The organism is Rhizobium sp. CG4 (assembly GCF_023701965.1).
GTDB lineage: Bacteria > Pseudomonadota > Alphaproteobacteria > Rhizobiales > Rhizobiaceae > Agrobacterium.
Genome location: NZ_JABAEG010000005.1, coordinates 1 through 24984, shown reverse-complemented (window position 1 = coordinate 24984; position 24984 = coordinate 1). Strand labels below are relative to the sequence as shown.

Below are 24984 nucleotides of genomic sequence, written 5' to 3'. Positions count from 1 at the left end.
CGACTACCGCAATGCCGCAATTCTGTCCACCGGTGGGTAGCCATCTTGGTGATGAAAACAGGAATCGCAAGTCCAAAAATGAGGCAATCGACGCATTTGTCTTATGCATAAAGCGAATTGCTTACCAATGTCCTGAACCTGGCAAGCGGATTATGGCATTGCAGCGGAATTCGTGTGACGGGCAATTGCCCGCCACAGGGCAACGCATACATCTCGTTTTCCGGCGGCAGTCGCTCATGCGTGTCGTTTGGCGCCAGAACCATCACCGCATAATGCAATGTCGCCTTTTCAATGCTGTCCAGCCGAACAATACCGCTGCCGCGCAACTCCAGCAGCCCTGCAATTGACACAGGGCGTTCAGCGATGATTGTGCCGTCCTGCTGCTGCGAGACAAAAATCTGGTCATCGGCAATCAGTGCCGAGGATTGCCCGGCATAACGGGCTTCCGTCAGAAAAGCGAAGGCCAGGGACGATTTTCCGCTGCCGGATGGTCCAATGAATAAAATGCCGATTTCATCGACGGTGATGGCGGTCGCATGAAGATTGATGCGATCAGCGCTCATGATGCTGTTCAGCGCTAGGCAGGCTCAGGGTAAAGCGTGCACCGGTTATCAAGCCGTGCTGGTCGAGCATGTTTTCTGCCTTCAGAGTGCCACCATGGGCTTCGGCAATCTGGCGGCTGATGGAAAGTCCAAGGCCAGAATTCTGACCAAAGTCTTCCGTCGATGGCCGGTCGGTGTAAAAACGCTCGAAAATGCGGTCGATATTTTCTGCCTGAATGCCAGGACCATTGTCTTCGACGCGGATCACACAACGATCCCGGTGCCGGTAAAGATGCACGAAGATCCGACCATTGTCTTCAGGTACGAAAGAGCGCGCATTCTCGATCAGATTGGTGACGATCTGGCCAAGACGCAGGTCATGGCCGTTGACGACAAAGTTGGTTTTGACGCCAGCCTTGTGATCTGCCTTGTATTCGATTTTGACGGCTTTTTTCTTGGCACTGATTTGCTGAGAAATCTCGACAAGGCTTTTGACAAGCACTTCCATATCAACGGGATTGGCATCGGCACGGGCAAGTTCGGCATCAAGACGCGAGGCGTCGGAAATGTCGCTGATCAAGCGGTCAAGTCTACGGACATCGTGGAAAATGACTTCCGTAAGGCGCTGTTTAGATTGTTCCGTCTTGGCCAGTGGCAGGGTCTCAACCGCACTGCGCAACGAGGTCAGCGGATTTTTCAATTCGTGGCTGACGTCGGCAGCAAAGCTTTCGATGGCATCAATCCGGTCATACAGCGCCGTCGTCATTTCGCGCAAGGCAATGGAAAGGTTACCAATTTCGTCCTGACGGGCAGAGAAGTCAGGGATTTCCTCGCGGGTGCGGGCACCGCGACGCACACGAATTGCGGCAGCTGACAAACGGCGCAAAGGTGTGGCGATGGTCGAAGACAATAGCAATGACAGCACAATGTTGACCAGTGTCGCGATACCGAACACGCGCATGATCGCCAGACGCTCGGCGTGCACAATCTTGTCGATGTCACCCGCCTGTGTCGACAACAGCAGAACACCAAGAACTGCGCGGAAACGCTGTACCGGCACAGCCACCGACACGATCAGTTCACCCTTGTCCGTCACCCGCACCACCGCGCCACGAACACCGGTCAATGCGTTCATGACCTCGGGGTAGATCGAGCCATCACCACCAGGCGCTTCTTTGTATTGAGGAAGACTGCCGGATTGCAGCATGCGGTTAAACAGGCTGGCGAACCAGTCACCCCAGCTTGTCGTTTCATTGGAAACTGGCGGCAGATCAAAACGCAGGACCTGGCCGCGCGAATAAAGGTGGCGCGAATCAAGCAGCAGGTTTGCATCCGCGTCAAACAGGCGGGCGCGTGTGCGGGTAGGGGAAATCAATCGACGTAGAACCGGGGCAACTCGTTCCGGATTGATCGGGAAGCTCAGGTCCTCATCATTGGGAACAGGCGTAATGCTCTGGCCCGCTTGTAGTTCAAGCAACTTTTCCGGATTGATGGTGATCGAGTTGGTATCAACGGACGCCGATGCGGAAATCGCACCGGCAATGATTTCTCCCTGCGTCAGCAGACTTTCGACGCGGGCGTCGATCAGACCTTCACGGAACTGATTGAGGTAGAGAATACCGCCAACCAGAACGACGGTCGCCGCCACGTTGAAAAACAGGATACGGCGAGTAAGGCTGGAAAACACCGCATTGCCGAAGATCCGTCGAATGAGCGTCAACGGGTGAATACGGTGGGGGCGATCCTGCAAACGGTCGTCCGCATCCATATTCTGCGCGTTGTTCTCAAAGGTTTGCTTCAGCAATTCCTGTTCCTTTTCACCGCCCAAGTGAAGAAGGCCAAAACCTCCAGGGTTTTCAGCCTTTTCTTCATCAGCCCCTGAAACCAGTCGCTTTGGACTGGCCATAACAGGGCGGTAACCGTCTCAAACCGGACGTTCTTATAGCCCGTTTAGGCCGCTTCGCGGAAGCGATAGCCTACACCATAGAGCGTTTCGATCATATCGAAGTCAGTGTCAACGACCTTGAACTTTTTGCGAAGACGCTTGATGTGGCTGTCGATGGTACGGTCGTCGACGTAAACCTGCTCATCATAGGCAGCATCCATCAGCGCATCACGGCTTTTGACCACGCCTGGACGCTGTGCCAGCGAATGCAGAATGAGGAACTCGGTTACTGTCAATGTTACCGGCTCACCCTTCCATGTGCAGGTGTGACGTTCCTGATCCATGGCAAGTTGGCCGCGTTCCAGAGTACGGGCCTGCTGGTCAGCGGCGGATTTGGTGCCGGGTACGCCACTTGCGGCGGCCTCACGGCTGCTGGCGCGGCGCAGAATAGCCTTTACGCGCTCCACAAGAAGGCGCTGCGAAAACGGCTTGGTGATAAAGTCGTCCGCACCCATTTTAAGGCCGAACAATTCGTCGATCTCTTCGTCTTTCGAGGTGAGAAAGATAACAGGGATATCAGACTTCTGGCGAAGGCGACGCAACAACTCCATGCCGTCCATGCGGGGCATCTTGATGTCAAAGATGGCCAGCTGCGGCGGACGGGCCAGAAGTCCATCCAGTGCCGATGCGCCATCGGTATAGGTCTCGACCTTGTAACCCTCGGCTTCGAGGGCGATGGAAACGGATGTCAGAATATTCCTGTCGTCGTCCACAAGGGCAATTGTCTGCATAGTGTTTATCTCCATCGTCATCTTCTCTCTCGACATCATACCCAGCCAGGTTGGAGCGCCGTGAGCGTGTTCATGAGTATAAAGGTGGAACAAATTGTGGCAAAGAAAAAGGATGCGACATCGTGCAATCTTCCAAACAGTCGTTTGCACCCGTCCTAAACGCGAAAATCTGCGATTGTTTAAACGATTTAAAATGAAATAAAATATTCTAAATCGATTAATATATTGAATTTATTGATGTATTTTAAAAGGTGCTCTTGCGTTTCCGAAAAACGGGTCATACGCTTGCGAAAATTTCAATGGTTATGCCTGCAACAAAAGGAAATTGCTCATGGAGGAGCTTGGAATTCGTAATCCTGCTAATGGAGTATCCGAGCTTGGTCTGGCTGGTGCGTCCAACGTCAAGTACAATCTCATCGAGAGCGAACTTTACGAAGAAGCAATCCGCAATGGTGAAGCCGATGTCACCGCTGATGGCGCATTGCGTGCAGTGACCGGCCAACACACAGGTCGTTCGCCAAAGGACAAGTTTGTTGTCCGCGACGCGGCGACGGAAAACACCATCTGGTGGGATAACAACAAGCCACTGTCTCCTGAAAAGTTCGAAATCCTGCACAAGGACATGCTGGCCCACGCTGCCGGCAAGACACTTTATGTACAGGATCTGCTGGGCGGTGCCGACGAAGACAACGTCCTTCCGGTTCGTGTTGTAACCGAACTGGCCTGGCATGCGCTTTTCATCCGCAACCTTCTGATCCGCCCGCTGCGTGAAAAGCTGGGTTCTTTCAAGCAGAAGCTGACCATCATCAACCTGCCAAGCTTCAAGGCTGATCCAGAGCGTCACGGCGTCCGCACCGAAACGGTGATTGCTTGCGATCTGACCAATGGTCTGGTGTTGATCGGCGGCACGTCCTATGCCGGTGAAAACAAGAAGTCGGTGTTCACTGTTCTCAACTACCTGCTGCCTGCCAAGGGCGTTATGCCAATGCACTGCTCGGCCAATGTTGGCCCGGCAGGTGATTCGGCCGTCTTCTTCGGCCTGTCCGGCACCGGCAAGACCACGCTGTCTGCAGATCCGTCGCGTACGCTGATCGGTGATGACGAGCATGGTTGGGGTGAAGATGGTATCTTCAACTTCGAAGGCGGTTGCTACGCCAAGGCAATCAAGCTTTCTGCAGAAGCAGAGCCGGAAATCTACGCGGCGACCCGTCGTTTCGGCACGGTTCTGGAAAATGTTGTACTGGACGAAAACCGCGTTCCGGATTTCAACGACAATTCGCTGACCGAGAACACACGTAGCGCTTACCCGCTGCACTTTATCCCAAATGCGTCGGAAACCGGTATTGCCGGCCACCCGAAAACCATTATCATGCTGACAGCAGATGCCTTTGGCGTTCTGCCGCCAATTGCCCGTCTGACACCTGAGCAGGCCATGTACCACTTCCTGTCCGGTTACACCGCCAAGGTCGCTGGTACAGAAAAGGGCGTGACTGAGCCGGAAGCAACATTCTCGACCTGCTTCGGCGCACCGTTCATGCCACGTCATCCTGCGGAATACGGTAACCTGCTGCGTGACCTGATCAGCCGCCACCAGGTGGATTGCTGGCTCGTCAACACCGGCTGGACCGGTGGTGCTTACGGCATTGGCAAGCGTATGCCGATCAAGGCAACCCGCGCACTGCTGACAGCGGCTTTGACAGGTGAGCTGAAAAACGCCCAGTTCCGCACGGACGCAAACTTCGGTTTCGCTGTGCCGACTTCGCTGGAAGGCGTCGACAGCGCCATTCTCGACCCGCGCTCGACTTGGGCTGATGGCGTTGCTTACGACGCACAGGCCAAGAAGCTGGTTTCGATGTTCGTGACCAATTTCACAAAGTTCGAGGATCACGTCGACAGCAAGGTGCGCGATGCGGCTCCTGGCCTGAAGATCGCTGCAGAATAACAAGTGGATGCAGGTGTTGCGTCTGGAAGGACGCGGCACACTGTAGTTTGGATTCACGTGAAACCCCGGCGAGATATCGCCGGGGTTTCTTTATGCGATGTTTCCCTTTGCATGTGCCTGATCGTCGCAAACTGGCCGGGTCGGGCCTTTCACTAGGCTCTCCCGGTTTTCATTTCTGTCGATCTGTGGCATGACGCGCACCGGAGAAAACCGCCCATGGCCAGTGAACCACTTTTTGTCAGCAATCGAATAACGATTTCCGGATGGGAACTGACGGAACAATTCGTGCTGGCGGGTGGGCCGGGTGGCCAGAACGTCAACAAGGTTTCCACCGCCGTTCAACTGTTTTTCAGCGTTGAAACCTCTCCCGCCCTGACTGATCGCGTCAAGACAAACCTCAAGCAATTAGCGGGCCGTCGTCTCTCAAAAGAAGGCGTGTTGATGATTGAAGCCAGCCGCTTCCGCAGCCAGGAGCGCAATCGGGAAGATGCACGTGATCGGTTGAAGGAGTTGATTCTTGAGGCGGCCAAACCACCACCGCCAGTGCGCAAAGCCACCAAACCCACAAAAGGGTCGGTTGAGCGTCGTCTGAAAGAGAAATCCGGACGCTCTGAAGTCAAGAAGATGCGCGGCCGCCCAATCGGTGATTGAAACTGCCATCACAAAACATGCTTGTATTTTGATCAGGCTTACAGTTCTTTAGTGTTTCCGAACATGAGAGGAAATCACCATGGGATTGTTCAGCTTTATCAAGAATGCCGGGAAAAAACTGGGCCTTGGAGGAGATGAAGAGGCTCCGGATGCCGAAGCTGTTAAAAAGGAGCTGGCATCGCACAATCTCGGCACCGACAAGGTGCAGGTAGATGTGGTTGACGACAAGATCGTACTGAAGGGCGAAGTGGCCGATCAGTCCGCCTTTGAAAAGGCCGTTATCGCGGTTGGCAATACACTCGGCGTGTCCAAGGTGGAGGCCGGTGAACTGAAAGTGGCTGCGGCACCTGCGAAGGAGCCAGTCTTCTACACGGTTAAAAAAGGCGATAATCTCTGGAAGATTGCCGAAGCCCAATACGGCAAAGGCAAGGGCGCCAAGAACAATATTATTTTCGAAGCCAACAAGCCGATGCTGACCCATCCGGATAAGATCTATCCGGGTCAGGTGCTGCGCATTCCGGCCCTGGACGAATAAACGCATTTCAAAAAAATGGATACAAAAACGCCGCAGATTTCTAGTCTGCGGCGCTTTAGATTTGTGCGGTGATCAGAGCTTTCTTAGCGCCACCGTATCGATCAGATGATTATTGCCCTTGCGCAGAATGAGGTCCGCACGCGGCCGGGTCGGCACGATATTCTGGCGCAGGTTCTTCAGATTGATATTGGCCCAAAGTCCCTCGGCAATCTGCAAGGCCTCTTCTTCACTGATCGAGGCATAACGATTGAAGAAGGAGTTGGGGTCGCGGAACGCGGTCTTGCGCAGGTTCATAAACCGGTTGACGTACCAGTTATGTATCTGGTGTTCGTCTGCATCGATATAAATTGAGAAGTCGAAGAAATCCGAAACGATGGGCACGATACGGCCACCCGCGGGCAAATCCCGCGACTGCAGCACATTGATGCCTTCGAAAATCAAAATGTCCGGCTGGTCGATGACCGAATATTCATTTGGCAGGACATCATAGACCAGGTGCGAATAACGTGGCGCCTTGACCTCTGCCTGTCCCGCCTTGATGGCAGACAGGAACCGCAACAATGCACCGATATCGTAGCTTTCGGGAAATCCCTTGCGCTCCATCAGGCCTTCGCGTTTCAAGACAGCGTTTGGATAGAGAAAACCGTCCGTGGTGATCAGATCCACCTTCGGGCTGGAAGGCCAGCGTGCCAGCAGTTCTTTCAAGATACGGGCGGTGGTGGATTTTCCGACCGCAACCGAACCGGCAATGCCGATGACGAAAGGCGTCTTGTTGACATCGGACATGTTGAGGAAGCGGTTGCGCTGTTCGAACAGCAGTTGCGATGCTTCAACATGGGATGACAGAAGGCGCGATAACGAAAGATAGATACGCCGCACCTCGTCGAGATCGATCGGGTCATCGAGTGAACGTAATCGGCTGACCTCGTCGGCCGTCAGTGTCATCGGCGTATCGGCGCGGAACTTCGCCCATTCTTCCGAAGAGAAGAAATGGTAAGGCGAATAATCATCGGCTCGGAAATGGTCGAGTGTACTGGTCGTCGGCATGCGCCTCTCCTCTGCGTGCGCGGCTTGATCAAGCCGTGGGACGCGACGCCTTTTCCTGAAGACCGGTCTGCGCCGTGCGGCGCTCCAGTTCCTCCATCACTTCCGTGAGCGGAATATCGGCAATCTTCAACACCACAAGCAGGTGGTAGAGAAGATCGGCGCTTTCCTTGGTCAGTTCAGTGCGGTCATTGGAAATGGCGGCAATCACGGTTTCGACCGCTTCCTCGCCCAGTTTCTTGGCTGCACGCGGCTGGCCTGCCGCAAAAAGTTTGGCCGTCCATGATTCGTCCGGTGACGCCGCAGCGCGCGCAGCGACGATACGTTCCAGATCGGCAAGGGAAAAACCGCTCATGATGTGTTCCTGAGGCTTATATCAGTCCAGACGCATGGCAATGCCATGGTTGGCCATATACTGTTTGGCTTCGCTAATGGAATAGAGACCAAAGTGGAAGATGGAAGCGGCGAGAACGGCAGTTGCGTGACCATCACGGACACCAGCTACCAGATCATCGAGGTTTCCAACGCCACCGGACGCGATAACCGGTACGCGAACCGCGTCGGCAATCGTGCGTGTCAGCGCAATGTCGTAACCGCTCTTGGTACCATCCCGGTCCATGGACGTGATGAGCAGTTCGCCAGCGCCGCGTTCCACCATCTTGATGGCGAATTCAACGGCATCGATGCCGGTCTTCTGGCGACCGCCATGGGTGAAAATTTCCCAACGGTCAGTTTCACCCGGAGCCGAAACCTTCTTGGCGTCAATCGAAACAACGATGCACTGGTTGCCGAATTTGTCGGCAGCCTGTGCCACAAAATCCGGATCCTTCACTGCTGCGGAATTGATCGACACCTTATCGGCGCCACACAACAGCAGCTTACGGATGTCGGCAACGGCACGAACGCCACCACCGACGGTTAACGGCATGAAACAGTGATCGGCCGTACGGGAGACAACGTCAAAAATGGTGTCGCGATTGTCCGATGAGGCGGTAATGTCGAGGAAACAAAGTTCATCGGCGCCGGCGGCGTCATACGCTTTTGCCGCTTCGACAGGATCGCCAGCATCGATCAGATCAACAAAGTTGACGCCTTTCACAACGCGACCGTCCTTGACATCAAGGCAGGGGATGACACGGGCTTTGAGGCTCATGCGCGTGCCTCCTTGATCAGCGCCAATGCTTGCGCTGGATCAATGCGGCCATCATAAAGCGCGCGACCGGAAATCGCGCCCTCGAGTTTGGCTGCGTCCGGTTCCAGCATACGTTTGACATCATCAATCGAAGCGAGACCACCCGAGGCGATCACCGGAATGGAAACGGCACCGGCCAGCCCCAACGTGGATGGCCAGTTGATACCGGTCAGAATTCCGTCACGGTCAATGTCGGTGTAGATGATTGCGGCAACGCCAGCGCCTTCAAAACGCTTGGCAAGTTCAATCACACCAAGTTCTGAGGCTTCCGCCCAGCCTTCGACAGCCACCTTGCCACCCTTGGCATCAATACCAACGGCAACCTGTCCCGGAAATCGTTTGCAGGCCTCGATGACAAGCATTGGATCACGCACGGCGACGGTGCCGAGAATAACGCGAGCCAGCCCGCGCGACAGCCACGCCTCAATATGGTCCAGCGTACGAATGCCGCCACCAAGCTGCACAGGGTTCGTGGTCGCCTTCAAGATGGCGTCGACCGCGGCACCATTGACGCTTTCACCGGCAAAGGCACCGTTCAAATCCACAACATGCAGCCATTCAAAGCCTTGATCTTCAAAGGCCTTAGCCTGAGCGGCAGGGTCTGGATTGTAAACGGTGGCCTGGTCCATATCACCGAGTTTCAGGCGTACGCACTGGCCGTCTTTAAGGTCGATTGCGGGAAAAAGGATCATGTCAGGGCTTCCAGCGCAGGAAATTGGAAATAAGGGCGAGGCCAAGCGTCTGGCTTTTTTCAGGGTGAAACTGTGCACCGGCCATGTTGTCGCGGCCAACAAAAGCAGTCATCGCCCCGCCGTAATTGGTTGTGGCAATAACGTCATCGTGGTTCGTCGCTGCCAGATGGTAGGAATGCACGAAATAGGCGTGCAGACCATCTTTTCCGGTTTTGATGTCGTTAAACAAGGGGTGAGGATGCTTCACATCCAGCGTATTCCAGCCGATCTGCGGAATTTTCAGGGTCTTGTCGTCCGGTGTCATTTCAACGACGTCGCCTTTGATCCAGCCAAGCCCTTCAGAGGTGGTTTTCTCAAGACCGCGCGAGGACATCAGCTGCATGCCAACACAGATGCCAAGAAACGGCCGTGCCTTGTGTTCGACAACGTCCTTCAACGCCTCCAACATGCCTGGAACAGCGTTGAGGCCGGCGCGACAATCTGCGTAGGCGCCGACGCCGGGCAGCACAACACGGTCAGCTTTCGCCACAACGTCTGCCTTGTCAGTCAGTTCGATCGTGGCGGCAATGCCAGCTTCACTTGCGGCCCGTTCAAAAGCCTTGGTGGCCGAGCGCAGATTGCCCGAACCGTAGTCGATGATTGCCACACGCATGTCAGCGCCTTCCACTGAAATCGAACTGGAACAGTCCGGCTGCATCACTGTCTGCAAGGCGGGAGACACCCTGCGATGAGGTTTTCCATTCCGGTTTTATAACAGCTGTCTCTGGCGACGGCTCGTCTGCGGCCATGGAAAAATGAATGGTTTCGGCAGTTGCCAGATCGGGAGCGACGATAATGTCCTTCGTTTCCCAACCCTTGGAGGTCAAATGTCGGATAAGCAGGTTTCGACCCTCAAAACCGGTCAGCAGAGCAAGGGTCAGCGCGCAGAGAGCGCCCGCGACCTCAAATCCGCTGACTGTAGACAGGGCACCGGCGAGGATCTGGACCACAATGGCAAGGACCGCAAACAGCCACAGGCGGTTCGCACCAAGCCATATCCACGGCACGATAAAACCAAGCCAGGAAAAGCGGTCGGCAACGAACCGGGGCGAAAGCCCTTGTGGATCGGCTCCATCGGGCGCTTCAAGAACGAGATAGCTTGTCATGGCTTTCCTGACAAATTTCAGAGCGGCTGAAAGGCGTCTTGCCTTCCTGCCTGCTCAGACATTCAGGCCAGCATGCCCTTGGTAGAGGGTACGCGACCTGCCTGCCGTGGATCGATTTCCGTTGCGGTGCGTAGCACGCGGGCAACGGCCTTGAAGCATGTTTCGGCGATATGATGGTTGTTAGCGCCGTAGTGGTTGAGAATATGCAGGGTTATACCGGCGTTCTGTGCCAGTGCCTGGAAGAACTCACGCACCAACTCGGTGTCGAACGTGCCTATTTTCGGCGCGGAAAAATTGACGTTCCACACGAGGAATGGACGCCCGGAGATATCGACAGCCGCTTTGGTCATGGTTTCATCCATGGCAAGGTCAAGCGAGGCATAGCGCGTGATACCGCGGCGATCTGCCAGTGCCTTGGCAATGGCCTGGCCAATGGCAATGCCGGTGTCCTCGACCGTATGGTGATCATCGATATGCAGGTCACCCTGCACCTCGATTTCCATATCGATCAGCGAATGGCGGGCAAGCTGGTCCAGCATGTGGTCAAAAAAGCCGACGCCAGTCGAAATTTTTGATTGTCCGGTCCCGTCGACATTTACGCGCACCGATACCGATGTCTCGTTGGTCTTGCGGGAAATCTCACCCTTACGCTCTGCCATTCTGGCTGCTCCATGCAAATGATGGCCGTTCCTTATCAGCAAGATCGGCAAATATCCAGAAGTTACATCACCTTGTCATATAGTGGCCTGTGTTGACATTGTCAGCATGATTGCAATCGCCAAAAGCCTCCTTACATAGACGCTTGGAAAGGGCCACGTCGGTCCGATTGTAACGTGCCCATCGAGGGCAGACAGGTGTTTGATGACAACGATTATAACGGTTCGTAAGGGCGGTAAGGTCGTAATCGCCGGTGACGGCCAGGTCAGTCTCGGCCAGACGGTTATGAAGGGCAATGCCCGCAAGGTCCGCCGCATCGGGAAGGGTGAAGTTGTCGCCGGATTTGCCGGTGCGACGGCCGATGCCTTTACGCTGCTCGATCGACTTGAAAAGAAACTGGAACAATATCCAGGCCAGCTGATGCGTGCAGCGGTTGAGCTTGCCAAAGACTGGCGCACGGATAAGTATCTGCGTAATCTTGAAGCCATGATGATTGTCGCTGACAAGACCATAACACTGGCCATCACCGGCAATGGTGACGTGCTGGAACCGGAACATGGCACAATGGCCATCGGTTCGGGCGGAAATTATGCGTTTGCCGCGGCTCGCGCCATGATGGATTCTGACAAGAATGCGGAAGACATTGCTCGCCGCGCGCTCGATATTGCTGCTGATATTTGCGTTTATACCAACCATAGTTTTGTAATCGAAACTCTCGATTCCGATAACTGAATCCGGCTACGAAGGCCGTGAGGTAAAATTCATGACAACTTTTTCTCCCCGCGAAATCGTCTCGGAACTTGACCGTTACATCATTGGCCAACACGAGGCGAAGCGCGCTGTAGCGATTGCCCTGCGCAATCGCTGGCGTCGTCAGCAGCTCGATGAGAGCCTGCGCGACGAAGTCATGCCGAAGAATATTTTGATGATTGGACCAACCGGTGTCGGCAAGACGGAAATCTCCCGTCGCCTTGCCAAACTGGCGGGTGCTCCGTTCATCAAGGTCGAAGCGACAAAATTTACCGAAGTTGGTTACGTCGGTCGCGACGTCGAGCAGATCATCCGCGATCTGGTTGAGATCGGCATCGGTCTGGTTCGTGAAAAGAAACGCGCCGAGGTGCAGGCCAAGGCGCATGACAGTGCTGAAGAGCGCGTTCTCGATGCGCTGGTCGGAACCACAGCGTCGCCTGCCACGCGTGAAAGCTTCCGCAAGAAGCTGCGTGATGGTGAACTGGACGACAAGGAAATCGATATCGAGATTGCCGATAGCGGAGCGGGCATGCCCGGCTTCGACATTCCCGGCATGCCAGGCGCTAATATCGGCGTTCTGAACCTGTCGGAAATGTTCGGCAAGGCTATGGGCGGCAAGTCGAAGAAAGTCCGCACCACGGTTTCGAAATCCTATCCTGAGTTGATCCGTGACGAATCTGACAAGCTGATCGACAATGAAGTCATCCAGCGTGAAGCTGTACGATCTGTTGAAAATGACGGTATCGTCTTCCTCGACGAAATCGACAAGATCGCGGCGCGTGATGGCGGCATGGGTGCCGGTGTGTCGCGCGAAGGCGTGCAGCGAGACCTTCTGCCATTGGTGGAAGGCACCACGGTTTCGACCAAATATGGTCCGGTAAAAACCGACCATATCCTGTTCATCGCGTCAGGCGCATTCCATGTGGCCAAACCTTCGGATCTTCTTCCGGAACTTCAGGGCCGTCTGCCGATCCGCGTGGAATTGAAGGCGCTGTCCAAGGACGATTTCCGTCGTATCCTGACGGAGCCGGAAGCAAGCCTCATCCGCCAGTACAAGGCTCTGATGAAGACTGAAGAGCTTGATCTCGATTTCTCCGAAGACGCGATTGATGCACTGGCCGATGTGGCGGTCCACCTCAACTCAACCGTGGAAAATATCGGCGCACGTCGTCTGCAAACGGTGATGGAGCGGGTTCTGGACGACATCTCCTATAATGCACCGGACCGTGGCGGCTCCGCAGTCAACATCGACAGCGAATATGTTCGCAAGCATGTTGGCGACATTGCCGCTGACACCGATCTGTCCCGCTATATTCTGTAAAAAGAACCATCGTTACTGCAATATTCGGTGATACGGTCTGCTTTTCCTCGACATCCAGCCTCTCTTTTCTGTAAGGGGAGGCTGGAATTTGTTTGGGAACTCCTTTTACGGAGCAGCGTGCAGATGTAACCACTCTGGAGGAGAGGGAAGCATCTCAGGGAAGAATGAGGCATCCGGTCTTGCGCCATACAATTGTGACACTCGCCGCCGCACTGCTGATGACGGCTTTTTCGACTGCAGCAGCTGATGCTGCCACGCTTGTTCCTGCGGGTAACCGCAATGCGGAACAGCCGGGTGTACCAGGTGCATCGGCGCGACGCACGAAAGCCAGCAATTCAAGTTACGAGAGAAAATACCAGAAGGTCATCGATCTCCTGTCCAGCGACAAGCAGCTTATCGGTAAGATCAAGTCGACAGCCGGTCGCTACGGCATCGACCCCATTCATATGATCGGTGCGATTGTCGGCGAACATACCTATAATGTCGACGCCTACGACCGCTTGCAGTCCTATTACGTCAAGGCGGCATCCTACGCTGGCAGCAGTTTCCGCTTCGGTTATGAAGACGAAACCATTGCCCAGTTCATTGCAAAACCTGAATTTGCCAACTGTTCGCCAAACTCGGATGCTTACCGTCTGTGGTCGTGCCGGGAAAATGTCTGGGAAAAAAGCTTCCGTGGCCGCAAGGTTGGTGGAAAATCCTATCCGGACAATCGTTTTAGTGCCGTATTTTTCCAGCCCTTTTATGCAGGTCAGACCTTTGGTTTGGGCCAGATGAACCCGCTGACAGCTCTGATGCTGACTGACATGGTTTCCAAAACATCGGGCTATGAAAAGCTGGATGAAAACGACGCTGCGGCGGTTTACAAGGCGATTATGGATCCTGATCGCTCGCTTGCCTTCATGGCTGCGTCGATCCGCAAATCAATTGACGATTACAAGTCCATTGCAAACATGGATATTTCTGACAATCCCGGTCTGACATCGACGCTCTATAATGTCGGTGGCTCCACACAGCGTGCCGGAGCTTTGGCCGCGCGCAATCGCGCCCGTGCTGCCGCAGGTGATGGGCCAGCCTGGCCGGAAGAAAACTATTACGGCTGGTTGGTCAACGACCGCATCGAAGACCTCAAAAAATTGCTGTAAGCCATCAGGCTTGGATCTGCCCAAGGCCTATTTTGTTATTGATCTTGAAGGATTTGTTCCCAGACGGAACAGATCCTTCTTACTTTTGTGTGATTGACTAAAAATATCCTGCTGGCAATGTGGCACCCAAACACCAGAAGTTTTGGAGAGCCCTGTATGACCTTCGTTGAAAAGCACGGACTATCTGTAGACGCAAAGCTGCACCACTTTCTGACCACAGAAGTCCTGCCTGAAACCGGACTTGATGCCGATGCGTTTTTTGCCGGTTTTTCCGAAATCGTGCACGACCTTTCGCCGAAGAATCGCGCTCTGTTGGAAAAGCGTGACGCGTTTCAGGCTAAACTTGATGACTGGTACCGGCAGAACGGTGCACCTGTAGATCTTGCTGTCTACGAGCAATTTCTCCGCGATATCGGTTACATCCAGCCGGAGGGCGGTGCCTTCACCATTTCGACTCATAATGTCGATCCGGAAATCGCGCAGATCGCTGGCCCGCAGCTTGTCGTTCCGGTCATGAATGCCCGTTACGCGCTGAATGCTGCCAATGCCCGCTGGGGTTCGCTGTACGACGCGCTTTATGGCACGGATGCCATTCCTGAAACCGACGGTGCCGAAAAGACCGAAGGCTATAATCCCAAGCGCGGTGACAAGGTCATTGCGTGGGTACGAGCATTTCTCAATGACGCGTTTCCGCTTGTTGATGGTGACTGGACCGCTATCAACGCCCTGCGGGTCAACAACGGAACATTGGAAATCGCCTCATCCAGTGGCGTGACAGGCCTCAAAAATCCTGCGCAGTTTGCCGGCTACAAAGGGGAGGCGACGCAGGCTTCCGCTATTCTGCTGGCCAATCATGGTCTGCATATCGAAATTGTCATCAACCCAACAACTGCGATTGGCAAAAGCGATGCTGCCGGCATCTCGGATGTGATTGCCAAATCGGCGCTGACAACCATCATGGACTGCGAAGATTCCATCGCCGCTGTGGATGCTGCTGACAAGGTTGAAGTCTATCGGAACTGGCTTGGCCTGATGCGCGGTGATCTCAAGGAAAGCGTGACCAAGGCGGGCAAGACATTTACCCGCACGCTGAACACCGATCGTGACTACACGGCCCCTGATGGTTCAGCACTGACGCTACCCGGTCGTTCGCTGATGTTGATTCGCAATGTCGGCCACCTAATGACTAACCCGGCTATTCTTGACCGTAACGGTAACGAGGTGCCCGAAGGCATCATGGATGGTGTCATCACTGCTTTGATTGCGCTTTATGACATTGGCCCCGGTGGTCGCTACAAGAACTCGCGTGCCGGTTCGATGTATGTCGTGAAGCCCAAGATGCATGGCCCTGAAGAAGTGGCCTTCGCCTGCGAAATCTTCTCGCGTGTTGAGGTTTTGGTTGGCATGAAACTCAACACCATGAAAATGGGCATTATGGATGAGGAGCGCCGTACCACGGTCAATCTCAAGGAGTGCATTCGCGCGGCAAAGGACCGTGTTGTGTTTATCAATACCGGTTTTCTTGATCGCACCGGTGACGAAATGCACACCTCCATGGAAGCGGGTCCAATGATCCGCAAGGGCGACATGAAGCAGGCGGCCTGGATTGCAGCCTACGAAAACTGGAATGTCGACATCGGTCTGGAATGTGGATTGTCCGGTCATGCGCAGATCGGCAAGGGCATGTGGGCCATGCCGGACCTGATGGCCGCGATGCTGGAGCAGAAGATCGCCCATCCAAAGGCTGGCGCAAACACCGCTTGGGTACCTTCACCGACTGCGGCGACACTCCATGCAACCCATTACCACAAGATCGATGTTGCCGCCGTCCAGCAGGGGCTTAAAAGCCGCCCGCGCGCCAAGCTGGGCGATATTCTCTCGGTACCTGTCGCCAGCCGTCCAAACTGGTCTGCTGAAGACATCCAGCGCGAATTGGATAACAACGCCCAGGGAATTTTGGGCTACGTCGTGCGTTGGGTTGATCAGGGTGTTGGTTGTTCCAAGGTTCCTGACATCAACAATGTTGGCCTGATGGAAGATCGTGCGACCCTGCGCATCTCTGCGCAACACATGGCCAACTGGCTACATCACGGTATCGCCAGTCGTCAGCAGATCGTTGAAACAATGCAGCGAATGGCAGCTGTGGTCGATGGTCAGAATGCCGGCGATGCTGCGTACACACCAATGGCCGGAAATTTTGACGATTCCGTTGCTTTCCAGGCAGCACTGGAACTGGTGCTGGAGGGCCGTATGCAGCCAAACGGTTATACTGAACCGGTTCTGCACCGCCGTCGCCAAGAGTTGAAGGCAAAGCTGGCAGGCTGATATATCCCCTCAGGTCTGTCACGAGGCGAGACAGCGTCGTGACAGACATTGTCATGAACTGCGGCGCTGGGCTGCAACGATCCGGGTTTCTTCCCAGGTAAGCTTTTTCCCGGATAAAGAGGATAATTCCAGCCGCGAAACCGGATGATTTGTATTGGTCTCCACCAGTGTGGAGCGGGGTTCGTCGGCTTGGTAGAGGTGGTCTTCACCCCATTGTCGCAGCGAGACAATAACAAGAAAAAGTCGCCGCCCTTTTTCGGTCAGCACATATTCCTGATAGGCACTACCATCAGAGGCTGGGGCCAGCCCTAGTACGCCCGCCTCAACAAGATCGCGCAACCGCGTTGTCAGCATACCCTTGGCAATACCGAGGTTCTGCTGAAACTGGCTGAATCGACTGATTCCATCAAATGCATCGCGAATGATAAGCAAGGACCACCAGTCACCGATCGCGTCCAGCGTCCGTGCGACCGGACACTCCGCTTCCCGAAAACTCTTACGTTTCATCTGCTTTGTTCCACGTTAAGGCGCGTGATGGCGGCTATCTGCCAAATCTAGTTCTAAAATAGAACTGGAATGCAAATGTGGCAAGTGGTCTTGTTATAAGACCACAAAGGAAACATGTCCATGGAAACGCCAGTCAATCTTGCCCCATTCCACCCCGATGCACCACACGTCCAAAGCCTTCAACCCGCCAGCCTGTCTGGCTGGATCATTCTGATCTTTGCTTTGACCTGTGGTCTCAGTGTCGCGAATATCTATTATGCCCAGCCATTGCTCGATGTCATGGCGGCTGACTTTGGCATTGAGCCCGCATCAATTGGACTTGTCGTCACGCTGACGCATGTCGGTTACGTCGCAGGGCTTCTGCTCATTGTGCCGGTTAGTGATCTGATTGACCGCCGTAAGCTTATCATCTGCCAAATCCTTCTGTCCGCGGCGGCGTTGACGATTGTTGCAACAGCCCAGCATGTCGCCATTCTCTTCGTCGGAATGATCTGTGTCGGACTTCTTGCTGTTGTCGTGCAGGTCATCGTGGCTTTTACCGCGACGTTGGCGGCTCCCAGACAACAGGGACACGCCATTGGCCTTGTGACGGGCGGGGTAGTGATAGGCATTCTTGCTGCCCGGTTTGTCTCCGGTGTACTCGCTGATTTCGGCGGCTGGCGCACCGTTTATATGGTGTCCGCATTTTTGATGCTGATCATGGGTCTGGTGCTTGCCCGTGTCCTGCCGGGCGGAGCGCCGTCCACCGCACGGACAGGCAGCTATTGGGCAATCGTAAAATCCATACCAGCATTGTTTCTGCGAGAGCGCATTCTGCGCGAGCGAGGCATCCTGGCTTTTCTCATTTTTGCAAGTTTTAGCACCTTGTGGACGGCAATGGTGTTGCCACTGAGTACTACTCCTTTTTCGCTTTCACACACCAGTATAGGGCTGTTTGGTATTGCCGGCCTAGCGGGTGCACTTGCTGCCAGTGGAGCCGGACATCTTGCCGATCGTGGTCATGCTAACCGGGTAACGGGCCTGTCGCTCCTTTTGCTCAGCCTTTCATGGTTGCTGGTCGGCCTTTTGCCCGCGTCTTTGCTGCTTTTTGTCGTAGGTGTGGTGTTGCTTGATTTCGCAATTCAGGCAGTCCATGTGACCAATCAGAGTGTGATCTTTACGGCTCGCCCAGATGCGCGCAGTCGTCTGGTTGGCGGTTACATGGTGTTCTATTCGACAGGAAGTGCAGTAGGAGCCATCTCGTCAACCACCGCCTATGCCCAATTTGGCTGGACGGGCGTATCGATGCTCGGTGCAACATTCAGCCTGTCCGCCGTGTTATTCTGGATTTCTTCAAGCGTCATGCGACAGCACAACATCTGAGCAAACAAAAAAGCCGCCAGGACGTTCTCCGGCGGCTTTTGTGATTTTGGTCGTTTGCGTGACCTTACTGGATCACGATAACCTTGGAGGTACGGCCTGGACGAACACGGCTGTAAAGATCGATCACATCCTGATTGATCATACGGATGCAGCCGGAGGACGCAGCTGTGCCGATCGAAGCCCATTCTGGCGAACCATGGATACGGAACAGTGTGTCCTGACCCTTTTCGTTAAACAGGTACATGGCGCGTGCGCCGAGCGGGTTTCTGAGACCAGGACCCATGCCCTTTTCAACGTACTGGGCAATATCCGGCTTGCGTACAGCCATTTCCTTTGGCGGGTGCCACATTGGCCATTCCTGCTTCCAGGCAACATAGGCTTCGCCCGCCCATGCAAAACCCTGCTTGCCAACGCCGATGCCGTAACGAACGGCGCGGTTGCCGGACATGACGTAATACAGGAAACGCTCGCGGGTGTTGACGATGATCGTGCCCGGCTTTTCCTGTGTCTGGAACTCAACGATCTGGCGGCGGAACTTCTCGTTCACACGCTCGATCGGAATTGCTGGCAGTGCGTAACCGGCGTCGGTGACCGGACCATAAACATCGTTGAAAATCTGAACAGTTTCAACGCGGGCAGGGGCTGCTATCGGAGCAGCCTCGTTCTTCGAAACTTCAGAACTCGTAGAAGCACAACCGGTTATGGCAAGCGTTGCTGTCAGACCGAATGCAGTCAAAATAGTGCGAATGCGCATGATGTTCTCGCGGAAAATGACGCTGGTGATGGGGAAGGTTGAACCACCTTTGTCAGCAGCTTATTTTCCATTAGACTGGGCTTTGCAAGGCATTGCGTTGCAGCATCACGCTATGCAGCGATTAATTGTGACGGGATGGCCTTTTTGCAACATTTCACAGGGCTTTGATATGACCATCGTTTCATTTGGTGCCGGTAACCCGCTGGTCGACGGGCGGCAATCTGAAAAGGCCATGCTGGTGCGACGTGGCGTGCAGCGTTTGTTGCATGAGATGCGCCATGCTGTGTTGCCAGAATTGCCGCTTGCCAATGGCCGACGCGCGGACTTGATCAGCCTGTCCATGAAAGGCGAGATCTGGATCATCGAGATCAAATCATCGATTGAAGATTTTCGTGTCGATCGCAAATGGCCGGAATATCGCTTGTTTTGCGACAGGCTGTTTTTTGCAACCCATAATGAAGTGCCGCTTGATATCTTTCCGCCGGACTTTGGTCTGATTGTTTCGGACGGGTACTCGGCGCATATGTTGCGCGAGGCACCGGAACACAAGCTGGTACCGGCGCGGCGTAAGGCGATCACTCTCGACTTCTCACGAACGGCGGCGCGCCGCTTGATGCTCGCCGAATGGCAAACCGGCCAAACCTTTGGGGAGTGACCGGTCAGCGTCCTTACTTAGGGGCTCTTTTGGCCAGAATGCGCTGCAGGGTGCGGCGGTGCATATTCAAACGACGAGCTGTTTCCGACACGTTGCGTTCACACATCTCGTAGACGCGCTGAATGTGCTCCCAGCGTACTCGGTCCGCAGACATCGGGTTTTCCGGTAGTTCCTTTTTCTCACCGGCGCGCTGCGTCAACGCATTGAAGACGTCATCAGCATCGGCAGGTTTTGCCAGGTAATCCAGTGCACCCAGCTTAACGGCGGTAACAGCGGTGGCAATGTTGCCATAACCTGTCAGCACGACGATCTGCGTGTCGTCGCGGTTCTGACGAATGGCTTCGATGACTTCCAGACCATTGCCATCCGTCAGGCGCAAATCGACCACCGCGTATTTCGGTGGCATGATCTTCGACTTGGCAATGCCTTCACTGACCGTCTCGGCCGTGTCGACAACAAATCCTCTTGTTTCCATGGCGCGTGCCAGACGGCGCAAAAACGGACCGTCATCATCAACGATCAGCAGGGTCTTGTCAGGCCCGATATGGTCTTCTGTTGGTTGGTCTGCGCCACTTAACGCTGTGGTTTGGGTTTCGTTGCTCATGCCCCGGCCTCCCGGCTATTTCTGTCTTTATAGGTGATAATTGTTATGGCCCTTAGCGGCCTTGGCGTAAAGTCATTTCGCCCTGATGTCGTCCATGATGCTGCGCGGCCAGACCACTTTGACGCGTGCGCCTGTCGTGTCGGATCGGTTCTCGAATGTCAGCGTAGCGCCGGAACGTTCCAGCAGGGTTTTGGCAATAAAAAGCCCGAGGCCCAATCCGCCGGCGCGCGCCATGTTCTGGCGTTTGGTCACGTAGGGATCACCGATACGCACCAGAATGTCCGGGGCGTAACCCTCGCCGTCATCTTCAATGGTAATGCGCACCTGCTGGGCGTTGTGTTCAACAGTGATGATCACCGATTTGCTGGCGTAGTCGACGGCGTTTTCGATCAGGTTGCCCAGACCGTACAGTATGCCAGCGTTACGGGATCCGACAGGCTCTCCATCCCGTCCATTGATGTCGACCAGATTGATCTTGATGCCAAACTCGCGGTGCGGCGCGATCACCTCCTCCATTAACGAGGAGAGAGGCAGACGACGCATATGTTCTTCGCCGTCAGCAGAAAGGGAAGTCAGCCGCTTCAGAATGTCACGGCAACGTTCGCTCTGGCTGCGCAGCAGCGAGACATCCTCGCCAAACCGCTCATCCTTACCAAGCTCGCGTTCCATTTCCTTCGCGACCACACTAATCGTGGCAAGTGGTGTGCCCAATTCATGGGCTGCGGCCGCAGCAAGGCCATCAAGCTGCGACAGATGTTTTTCGCGTTCCAGCACCAGTTCCGTGGCCGCCAGTGCATTGGCAAGCTGATTGGCTTCATTGGAAACCCGGTAGGCGTAGAAGGCGGTAAACAGCATCATAGCAATGATCGAGCACCACATGCCGACCTGCATGATCGGTTGGATCGGCAATGGCTCACCCGGATACCAAGGTACGGGATAGGGGGAGAATGCAATAATTGCCGAGCAGACAAGTGCAACACCCAACAGCACTTGCGAATAACGCAGCGGCTGCGAGGCAAATGCAATGATAACCGGAACGGAAATTAGTGGGCTGAACGGGTTGGAGAGACCGCCGGTGATGTAAAGAAGCGCTGTCAGCTGCAGAAGGTCAAATGCAAGTAGCAAAGTGGCCGAACGCGGCTCAAGTCGGTGTGTCGATGGGAAGCGGGCAGTCAGAACAAGATTGGCGGCCGCCAATGCTGCGACGAGAAGGATGCACGGCACCAAAGGCAGTGGGAACTTCAGCACCAATTCCACCAGCAGCAGTGTTGCACTCTGCCCGGCTACTGCTAGCCAGCGTAAACGCACAATTGTTTGCAAACGTATCTGGCGGCTGAACCGGTCAAGCTGGGTATTTTCGATTGGCTGAACGGCCATGCCAGTCTCCTTCATGCTATTCACGTCAGACTTTATTGTCTTGTCGCGGGCATAGCGGTCAAAACTCTTGGTACCGACCGGGAGGGACACAGGTCTTGCGACACGTGATCAGGTGCCGCGTGGCTTTGCACGGTTGGTCGGCGCGGCATCTGCGGGATTTTCTGGCCAAGGGTGTCGCGGGTAACGGCCACGCATGTCAGCGCGTACATCTCTCCACGAACCGGACCAGAACCCTGGTAGGTCGCGTGTCGTCTGTATGGGGCGATGCGCAGGCGAGGTCAATTCCAACAGGAGCGGTAATTTGCCGCCTGCAACAGCAGGATGTGTCTTGAGGCCAAACAATTCCTGCACCCGTATGACCAGCAATGGCTCTTCACCGTCATAATGTACCTGATGTCGTTGACCCGTAGGAGCTTCGAAATGGGTTGGCGCAAGTCGGGGAAGATCGCGGTCCAACCCATGCGGTAGAAGTGACATCAACCCGTCAAACAACGTCCCGGGTTTGACGTCGGAAAGACCTTTGCAGTCGCTCTGAAAGGGTACAAACCAGTCTTCAAGCCTCGACAGTAGAGCGTCATCGCTCATATCCGGCCATGGTTCACCCAATGTACGGTGCAGGAACCCGATACGGTGGCGCAATTGCTGTGCTTCTTTGCTGAAGCCAAGCAGCGACAATCCACGCTCCCGAATGCCTTGCGCCATTGCCATGGCAGCTTTCTCCCCAGTGGGGCGCGGTAGCGGGGTCTCGTCAAGAATGATAGCGCCGATGCGCGTTACTTTGCGGGCGCGCACCTGCCCACTTTGTCTGTCGAGGAAAAACTGGTCTTCCTGCGCGACAATACCCGGCATTTCGCTCTCTATATCTGCACGGGACACAGCAGCTGCGGACAGAATACGTGGCTGAGCAGCTCGTCCTGTTATATCGGTGACGACAAGCATTTGCTGGCCCGCTAGTTGCTCGGTTTCACCAAGTTCACCGCCACGGCCATTCGCCATGACATAACGCCCCCGCGCCCCACGCTGCAAAGCAATGCGGTCGGGAAAGGCATGTAGGAGAAGTTGACCGGCACTCGGCCGCACCTTGGACTTCTCGCCAGCCCCGCCCGTCATCTTCGCCAGTGACATTGCAAGGCGGTTTGCCAGTTTGCGCGCCGCTTCTGCCCGGTCTCCTTTTTCAAACCGGAAACGTCGCAAACGTTCTTCTAGATCGATGTCCTGACCACCAAGCCCTTGCTCAGTTAAAAGTACGGCCAGCAGACATGCCTGTTCAGCGTCTCCCTGTCTTGCTGCGTGAACGGCCATCGCGGCCAAACGAGGTGGCAAGGCAAGGCCTCGCATGATCTTGCCCTGTGCGGTAATATTGTAACCGGCATCCAATGCTCCGAGTTTCTGCAGCAAGGACCGTGCCTCAGCCAGCGCAATTGCCGGCGGCTGGTCCATGAAGGATAATGTGGTCGGATCTGCTACCCCCCAATGCGCCAGATCGAGTGCCAATCCAGTAAGGTCGCTGGACAGAATTTGTGGTGGCGTAAAGGCTGGCAGGGCAGCAGTCTGGCCCGGGTGCCATAAGCGGATGGCCGTCCCCGGCTCCGTTCTTCCGGCGCGTCCGGCACGTTGTTCGGCAGAGGCTTGTGATACCCTTTGTGTCTCTAGCCGGGTTATCCCGGTTGCCGGCTCGAAGACCGGTAGGCGCTGCAATCCACTATCAATGACAATACGCACACCATCAATGGTGATAGATGTCTCAGCAATCGACGTTGCCAACACGATCTTGCGGTTGCCTGGATCTGTCGGACGAATGGCAGCGTCTTGCTCTTTCTGTGACAGGTTACCGTATAGGGGTATGATGGAAGTATCAGGATCAAACCTGCCTTGCAGGCGCTCGGCAGTGCGCGTGATTTCCGCTTGCCCCGGCAAAAACGCCAATATCGAACCGGCATCACTGGCGTGTGCTTCAATGATTGCCCGTGCCATCCTGTCTTCTACACGATCAGGCGTCGTCCGTTCATCATAATGGATATCGATAGGGTAACTGCGGCCCATGCTCTCAATTGTCGGTGCATTGCCCAGTAGGGCACTGACCTTCTCGACATCCAGCGTCGCCGACATGACAAGAATACGCAGATCATCGCGCAGCCCGGCTTGCACATCCAGTGCCAGTGCCAACCCGAAATCGCCGTCAAGCGAACGTTCATGAAATTCATCAAACACTACTGCGGCGACATCGGGAAGTTCGGGATCGTCGAGCACCATGCGACTGAACACGCCTTCCGTGACGACTTCGACGCGAGTGCGGTCGCTTATGCGGTTATCGAGCCGCATGCGGTAACCAACGGTTTCGCCGACCTCTTCACCCAATATAGATGCCATGCGTGCCGCCGCCGCCCGTGCCGCCAGTCGCCTTGGCTCCAATAGAATGATCTTGCCGTTCTTCATCCAACTCTGATCGAGAAGATAAAGCGGCGCCAATGTCGTTTTACCGGCGCCCGGTGGCGCTGAGAGTATTGCACACCGTCCAGCATCAAGCGCTAACGCAATTTGCGGTAGGACATGGCTGACCGGCAGGTCCGGCAACTTTCCTGCATGGGGGAGGGGCATCTCACTTGATCTCGCTCGTCAGCCTCTTTGTTGCACTATGCTCTTAAACAGCAGGCCCACAGATTCAAGTGTGCTGGTGAAGATACAGCGCAGCCATTGGGCTGGGTGAGGGATTTTGTCCCTTTATATACGTATTGCTCCCGCTGAATTTCTTCTTTTGCTTCGGTCATTTTTGTTGTTGGGAATGATTTTGGGATATTTTGTCTGGGTTGCAGAAATTACTGTTTAGAATCAATGTGATGAAAAAATGACAATTTTTTTACATTCCCCCTGTTGACTTGTTTGTTGGGATAGATTTATAAGTCCGCTCACTGAACGAGGGCGGCGGCGCTGCTGGCGACGGACTGCTTCGTTCTAGAGAAATCACGATAGATTGGCTTTTATGGCTGGTTTGTTCCCAGGGTTTTCGGATTTTGGGGTTGGATTTTTGGACACTGATGTGTGTCAGTTTTTTGACAATTGAATATGAGAAGAAAGAGAAACGTGGGCGGCGAAGCTTGCGGGACCTTA

The 24984-nt window shown here is 54.8% G+C and carries 25 protein-coding genes; 9 read left to right on the top strand and 16 right to left on the bottom strand.

From position 1 onward, the window contains the following. Positions 1-101: 101 nt before the first annotated feature. From HGO37_RS15530 to chvI, 3 genes are all read right to left on the bottom strand, one after another. Entirely contained in the window at positions 102-563 is a 462-nt protein-coding gene (locus HGO37_RS15530; RefSeq protein ID WP_250984118.1) for an HPr kinase/phosphorylase, read from the bottom strand. Beyond that, positions 553-2310 carry a sensor histidine kinase gene (locus HGO37_RS15525; RefSeq protein WP_405049461.1) on the bottom strand — a complete coding sequence of 586 codons (1758 nt, stop codon included), beginning with the start codon at positions 2308-2310 and terminating at the stop codon, positions 553-555. The genes HGO37_RS15530 and HGO37_RS15525 overlap by 11 nt, the downstream gene beginning before the upstream one ends. A gap of 182 nt (positions 2311-2492) precedes the next feature. After that, a complete protein-coding gene (chvI, locus tag HGO37_RS15520; protein ID WP_192490622.1) occupies positions 2493-3218 on the bottom strand; it encodes a two-component system response regulator ChvI in 726 nt (241 codons plus the stop codon). A gap of 331 nt (positions 3219-3549) precedes the next feature. Here chvI and HGO37_RS15515 point away from each other — a divergent pair, with 331 nt between their 5' ends. The 3 genes from HGO37_RS15515 to lysM all read left to right on the top strand — a co-directional run bounded on the left by HGO37_RS15515 (position 3550) and on the right by lysM (position 6346). Then, the gene (locus HGO37_RS15515) at positions 3550-5160 is read left to right on the top strand and encodes a phosphoenolpyruvate carboxykinase (RefSeq protein WP_250984117.1); all 1611 of its coding nucleotides are present in this window, start codon (positions 3550-3552) and stop codon (positions 5158-5160) included. Positions 5161-5376: 216 nt separating this feature from the next. Next, positions 5377-5811, top strand: a complete 435-nt coding sequence (arfB, locus tag HGO37_RS15510) for an alternative ribosome rescue aminoacyl-tRNA hydrolase ArfB (RefSeq protein WP_250984116.1) — start codon at positions 5377-5379, stop codon at positions 5809-5811. A 79-nt stretch (positions 5812-5890) separates the two neighbouring features. Further along, positions 5891-6346 (top strand): peptidoglycan-binding protein LysM, encoded by a 456-nt coding sequence (lysM, locus tag HGO37_RS15505; protein ID WP_192490625.1) that lies wholly within the window; start codon positions 5891-5893, stop codon positions 6344-6346. A 72-nt stretch (positions 6347-6418) separates the two neighbouring features. Here lysM and coaA read toward each other — a convergent pair whose 3' ends face one another. The 7 genes from coaA to hisB all read right to left on the bottom strand — a co-directional run bounded on the left by coaA (position 6419) and on the right by hisB (position 11078). Beyond that, positions 6419-7393, bottom strand: a complete 975-nt coding sequence (gene coaA, locus HGO37_RS15500; protein ID WP_250984115.1) for a type I pantothenate kinase — start codon at positions 7391-7393, stop codon at positions 6419-6421. A gap of 28 nt (positions 7394-7421) precedes the next feature. Continuing rightward, positions 7422-7745 carry a phosphoribosyl-ATP diphosphatase gene (locus HGO37_RS15495; protein WP_250984114.1) on the bottom strand — a complete coding sequence of 108 codons (324 nt, stop codon included), beginning with the start codon at positions 7743-7745 and terminating at the stop codon, positions 7422-7424. 21 nt (positions 7746-7766) lie between these two features. After that, a complete protein-coding gene (gene hisF, locus HGO37_RS15490) occupies positions 7767-8543 on the bottom strand; it encodes an imidazole glycerol phosphate synthase subunit HisF (RefSeq protein WP_250984113.1) in 777 nt (258 codons plus the stop codon). Then, positions 8540-9274, bottom strand: a complete 735-nt coding sequence (gene hisA, locus HGO37_RS15485; RefSeq protein WP_250984112.1) for a 1-(5-phosphoribosyl)-5-[(5-phosphoribosylamino)methylideneamino]imidazole-4-carboxamide isomerase — start codon at positions 9272-9274, stop codon at positions 8540-8542. The genes hisF and hisA overlap by 4 nt, the downstream gene beginning before the upstream one ends. A gap of 1 nt (position 9275) precedes the next feature. Then, positions 9276-9926 (bottom strand): imidazole glycerol phosphate synthase subunit HisH, encoded by a 651-nt coding sequence (gene hisH, locus HGO37_RS15480; RefSeq protein WP_250984111.1) that lies wholly within the window; start codon positions 9924-9926, stop codon positions 9276-9278. 1 nt (position 9927) lies between these two features. Continuing rightward, complete coding sequence (locus HGO37_RS15475; protein ID WP_250984110.1) at positions 9928-10419, bottom strand: DUF2628 domain-containing protein; 492 nt, start codon at positions 10417-10419, stop codon at positions 9928-9930. Between the two features lie 62 nt (positions 10420-10481). Beyond that, entirely contained in the window at positions 10482-11078 is a 597-nt protein-coding gene (hisB, locus tag HGO37_RS15470) for an imidazoleglycerol-phosphate dehydratase HisB (protein WP_250984109.1), read from the bottom strand. A gap of 202 nt (positions 11079-11280) precedes the next feature. On the opposite strand from hisB, the gene hslV reads away from it, so the two are divergent. The 4 genes from hslV (at position 11281) to HGO37_RS15450 (ending at position 16617) form a co-directional block, all read left to right on the top strand. Continuing rightward, the gene (gene hslV, locus HGO37_RS15465) at positions 11281-11808 is read left to right on the top strand and encodes an ATP-dependent protease subunit HslV (protein ID WP_250984108.1); all 528 of its coding nucleotides are present in this window, start codon (positions 11281-11283) and stop codon (positions 11806-11808) included. Positions 11809-11839: 31 nt separating this feature from the next. Next, complete coding sequence (hslU, locus tag HGO37_RS15460; protein WP_250984107.1) at positions 11840-13147, top strand: ATP-dependent protease ATPase subunit HslU; 1308 nt, start codon at positions 11840-11842, stop codon at positions 13145-13147. Between the two features lie 179 nt (positions 13148-13326). Then, positions 13327-14292: a DUF1402 family protein gene (locus tag HGO37_RS15455; protein WP_250984106.1), complete on the top strand. Its 966-nt coding sequence runs from the start codon at positions 13327-13329 to the stop codon at positions 14290-14292. Positions 14293-14448: 156 nt separating this feature from the next. Continuing rightward, positions 14449-16617: a malate synthase G gene (locus tag HGO37_RS15450; protein ID WP_250984105.1), complete on the top strand. Its 2169-nt coding sequence runs from the start codon at positions 14449-14451 to the stop codon at positions 16615-16617. Between the two features lie 51 nt (positions 16618-16668). On the opposite strand, the gene HGO37_RS15445 is transcribed toward HGO37_RS15450, so the two are convergent. After that, positions 16669-17124, bottom strand: a complete 456-nt coding sequence (locus HGO37_RS15445) for a winged helix-turn-helix transcriptional regulator (RefSeq protein ID WP_250984104.1) — start codon at positions 17122-17124, stop codon at positions 16669-16671. 120 nt (positions 17125-17244) lie between these two features. On the opposite strand from HGO37_RS15445, the gene HGO37_RS15440 reads away from it, so the two are divergent. Next, the gene (locus HGO37_RS15440) at positions 17245-18486 is read left to right on the top strand and encodes an MFS transporter (RefSeq protein WP_250984103.1); all 1242 of its coding nucleotides are present in this window, start codon (positions 17245-17247) and stop codon (positions 18484-18486) included. 64 nt (positions 18487-18550) lie between these two features. Here the strand turns inward: HGO37_RS15440 and HGO37_RS15435 are convergent, their stop codons facing one another. Next, positions 18551-19240, bottom strand: coding sequence for a L,D-transpeptidase (locus tag HGO37_RS15435; RefSeq protein ID WP_250984102.1), 690 nt, complete (start codon positions 19238-19240; stop codon positions 18551-18553). A gap of 169 nt (positions 19241-19409) precedes the next feature. Between HGO37_RS15435 and HGO37_RS15430 the strand changes: the two genes are divergently transcribed. Then, entirely contained in the window at positions 19410-19895 is a 486-nt protein-coding gene (locus HGO37_RS15430) for an MmcB family DNA repair protein (protein ID WP_250984343.1), read from the top strand. Between the two features lie 13 nt (positions 19896-19908). On the opposite strand, the gene HGO37_RS15425 is transcribed toward HGO37_RS15430, so the two are convergent. The 4 genes from HGO37_RS15425 to HGO37_RS15410 all read right to left on the bottom strand — a co-directional run. Continuing rightward, on the bottom strand, positions 19909-20499 hold the full coding sequence (locus HGO37_RS15425; protein WP_192490641.1) for an ActR/PrrA/RegA family redox response regulator transcription factor: 591 nt from the start codon (positions 20497-20499) through the stop codon (positions 19909-19911). Between the two features lie 72 nt (positions 20500-20571). Next, a complete protein-coding gene (locus HGO37_RS15420) occupies positions 20572-21876 on the bottom strand; it encodes an ActS/PrrB/RegB family redox-sensitive histidine kinase (protein ID WP_250984101.1) in 1305 nt (434 codons plus the stop codon). Between the two features lie 108 nt (positions 21877-21984). Then, a complete protein-coding gene (gene hrpB, locus HGO37_RS15415) occupies positions 21985-24474 on the bottom strand; it encodes an ATP-dependent helicase HrpB (RefSeq protein WP_250984100.1) in 2490 nt (829 codons plus the stop codon). Positions 24475-24733: 259 nt separating this feature from the next. Continuing rightward, positions 24734-24984, bottom strand: a 251-nt coding sequence (locus tag HGO37_RS15410) for a hypothetical protein (protein ID WP_250984099.1), incomplete at its 5' end; no start/stop codon positions are given.

Bases quoted from the DNA above. Each gene is read 5' to 3' on its own strand.
- hisA (WP_250984112.1), bottom strand. From the start codon at position 9,274: ATGATCCTTTTTCCCGCAATCGACCTTAAAGACGGCCAGTGCGTACGC.
- HGO37_RS15445 (WP_250984104.1), bottom strand. From the start codon at position 17,124: ATGAAACGTAAGAGTTTTCGGGAAGCGGAGTGTCCGGTCGCACGGACG.
- hisF (WP_250984113.1), bottom strand. From the start codon at position 8,543: ATGAGCCTCAAAGCCCGTGTCATCCCCTGCCTTGATGTCAAGGACGGT.
- hisB (WP_250984109.1), bottom strand. From the start codon at position 11,078: ATGGCAGAGCGTAAGGGTGAGATTTCCCGCAAGACCAACGAGACATCG.
- HGO37_RS15525 (WP_405049461.1), bottom strand. From the start codon at position 2,310: ATGGATGCGGACGACCGTTTGCAGGATCGCCCCCACCGTATTCACCCG.
- HGO37_RS15420 (WP_250984101.1), bottom strand. From the start codon at position 21,876: ATGGCCGTTCAGCCAATCGAAAATACCCAGCTTGACCGGTTCAGCCGC.
- arfB (WP_250984116.1), top strand. From the start codon at position 5,377: ATGGCCAGTGAACCACTTTTTGTCAGCAATCGAATAACGATTTCCGGA.
- hslV (WP_250984108.1), top strand. From the start codon at position 11,281: ATGACAACGATTATAACGGTTCGTAAGGGCGGTAAGGTCGTAATCGCC.
- HGO37_RS15495 (WP_250984114.1), bottom strand. From the start codon at position 7,745: ATGAGCGGTTTTTCCCTTGCCGATCTGGAACGTATCGTCGCTGCGCGC.
- hrpB (WP_250984100.1), bottom strand. From the start codon at position 24,474: ATGCCCCTCCCCCATGCAGGAAAGTTGCCGGACCTGCCGGTCAGCCAT.
- HGO37_RS15425 (WP_192490641.1), bottom strand. From the start codon at position 20,499: ATGAGCAACGAAACCCAAACCACAGCGTTAAGTGGCGCAGACCAACCA.
- coaA (WP_250984115.1), bottom strand. From the start codon at position 7,393: ATGCCGACGACCAGTACACTCGACCATTTCCGAGCCGATGATTATTCG.
- HGO37_RS15450 (WP_250984105.1), top strand. From the start codon at position 14,449: ATGACCTTCGTTGAAAAGCACGGACTATCTGTAGACGCAAAGCTGCAC.
- HGO37_RS15435 (WP_250984102.1), bottom strand. From the start codon at position 19,240: ATGCGCATTCGCACTATTTTGACTGCATTCGGTCTGACAGCAACGCTT.
- HGO37_RS15515 (WP_250984117.1), top strand. From the start codon at position 3,550: ATGGAGGAGCTTGGAATTCGTAATCCTGCTAATGGAGTATCCGAGCTT.
- HGO37_RS15440 (WP_250984103.1), top strand. From the start codon at position 17,245: ATGGAAACGCCAGTCAATCTTGCCCCATTCCACCCCGATGCACCACAC.
- hisH (WP_250984111.1), bottom strand. From the start codon at position 9,926: ATGCGTGTGGCAATCATCGACTACGGTTCGGGCAATCTGCGCTCGGCC.
- hslU (WP_250984107.1), top strand. From the start codon at position 11,840: ATGACAACTTTTTCTCCCCGCGAAATCGTCTCGGAACTTGACCGTTAC.
- HGO37_RS15475 (WP_250984110.1), bottom strand. From the start codon at position 10,419: ATGACAAGCTATCTCGTTCTTGAAGCGCCCGATGGAGCCGATCCACAA.
- lysM (WP_192490625.1), top strand. From the start codon at position 5,891: ATGGGATTGTTCAGCTTTATCAAGAATGCCGGGAAAAAACTGGGCCTT.
- chvI (WP_192490622.1), bottom strand. From the start codon at position 3,218: ATGCAGACAATTGCCCTTGTGGACGACGACAGGAATATTCTGACATCC.
- HGO37_RS15430 (WP_250984343.1), top strand. From the start codon at position 19,410: ATGACCATCGTTTCATTTGGTGCCGGTAACCCGCTGGTCGACGGGCGG.
- HGO37_RS15530 (WP_250984118.1), bottom strand. From the start codon at position 563: ATGAGCGCTGATCGCATCAATCTTCATGCGACCGCCATCACCGTCGAT.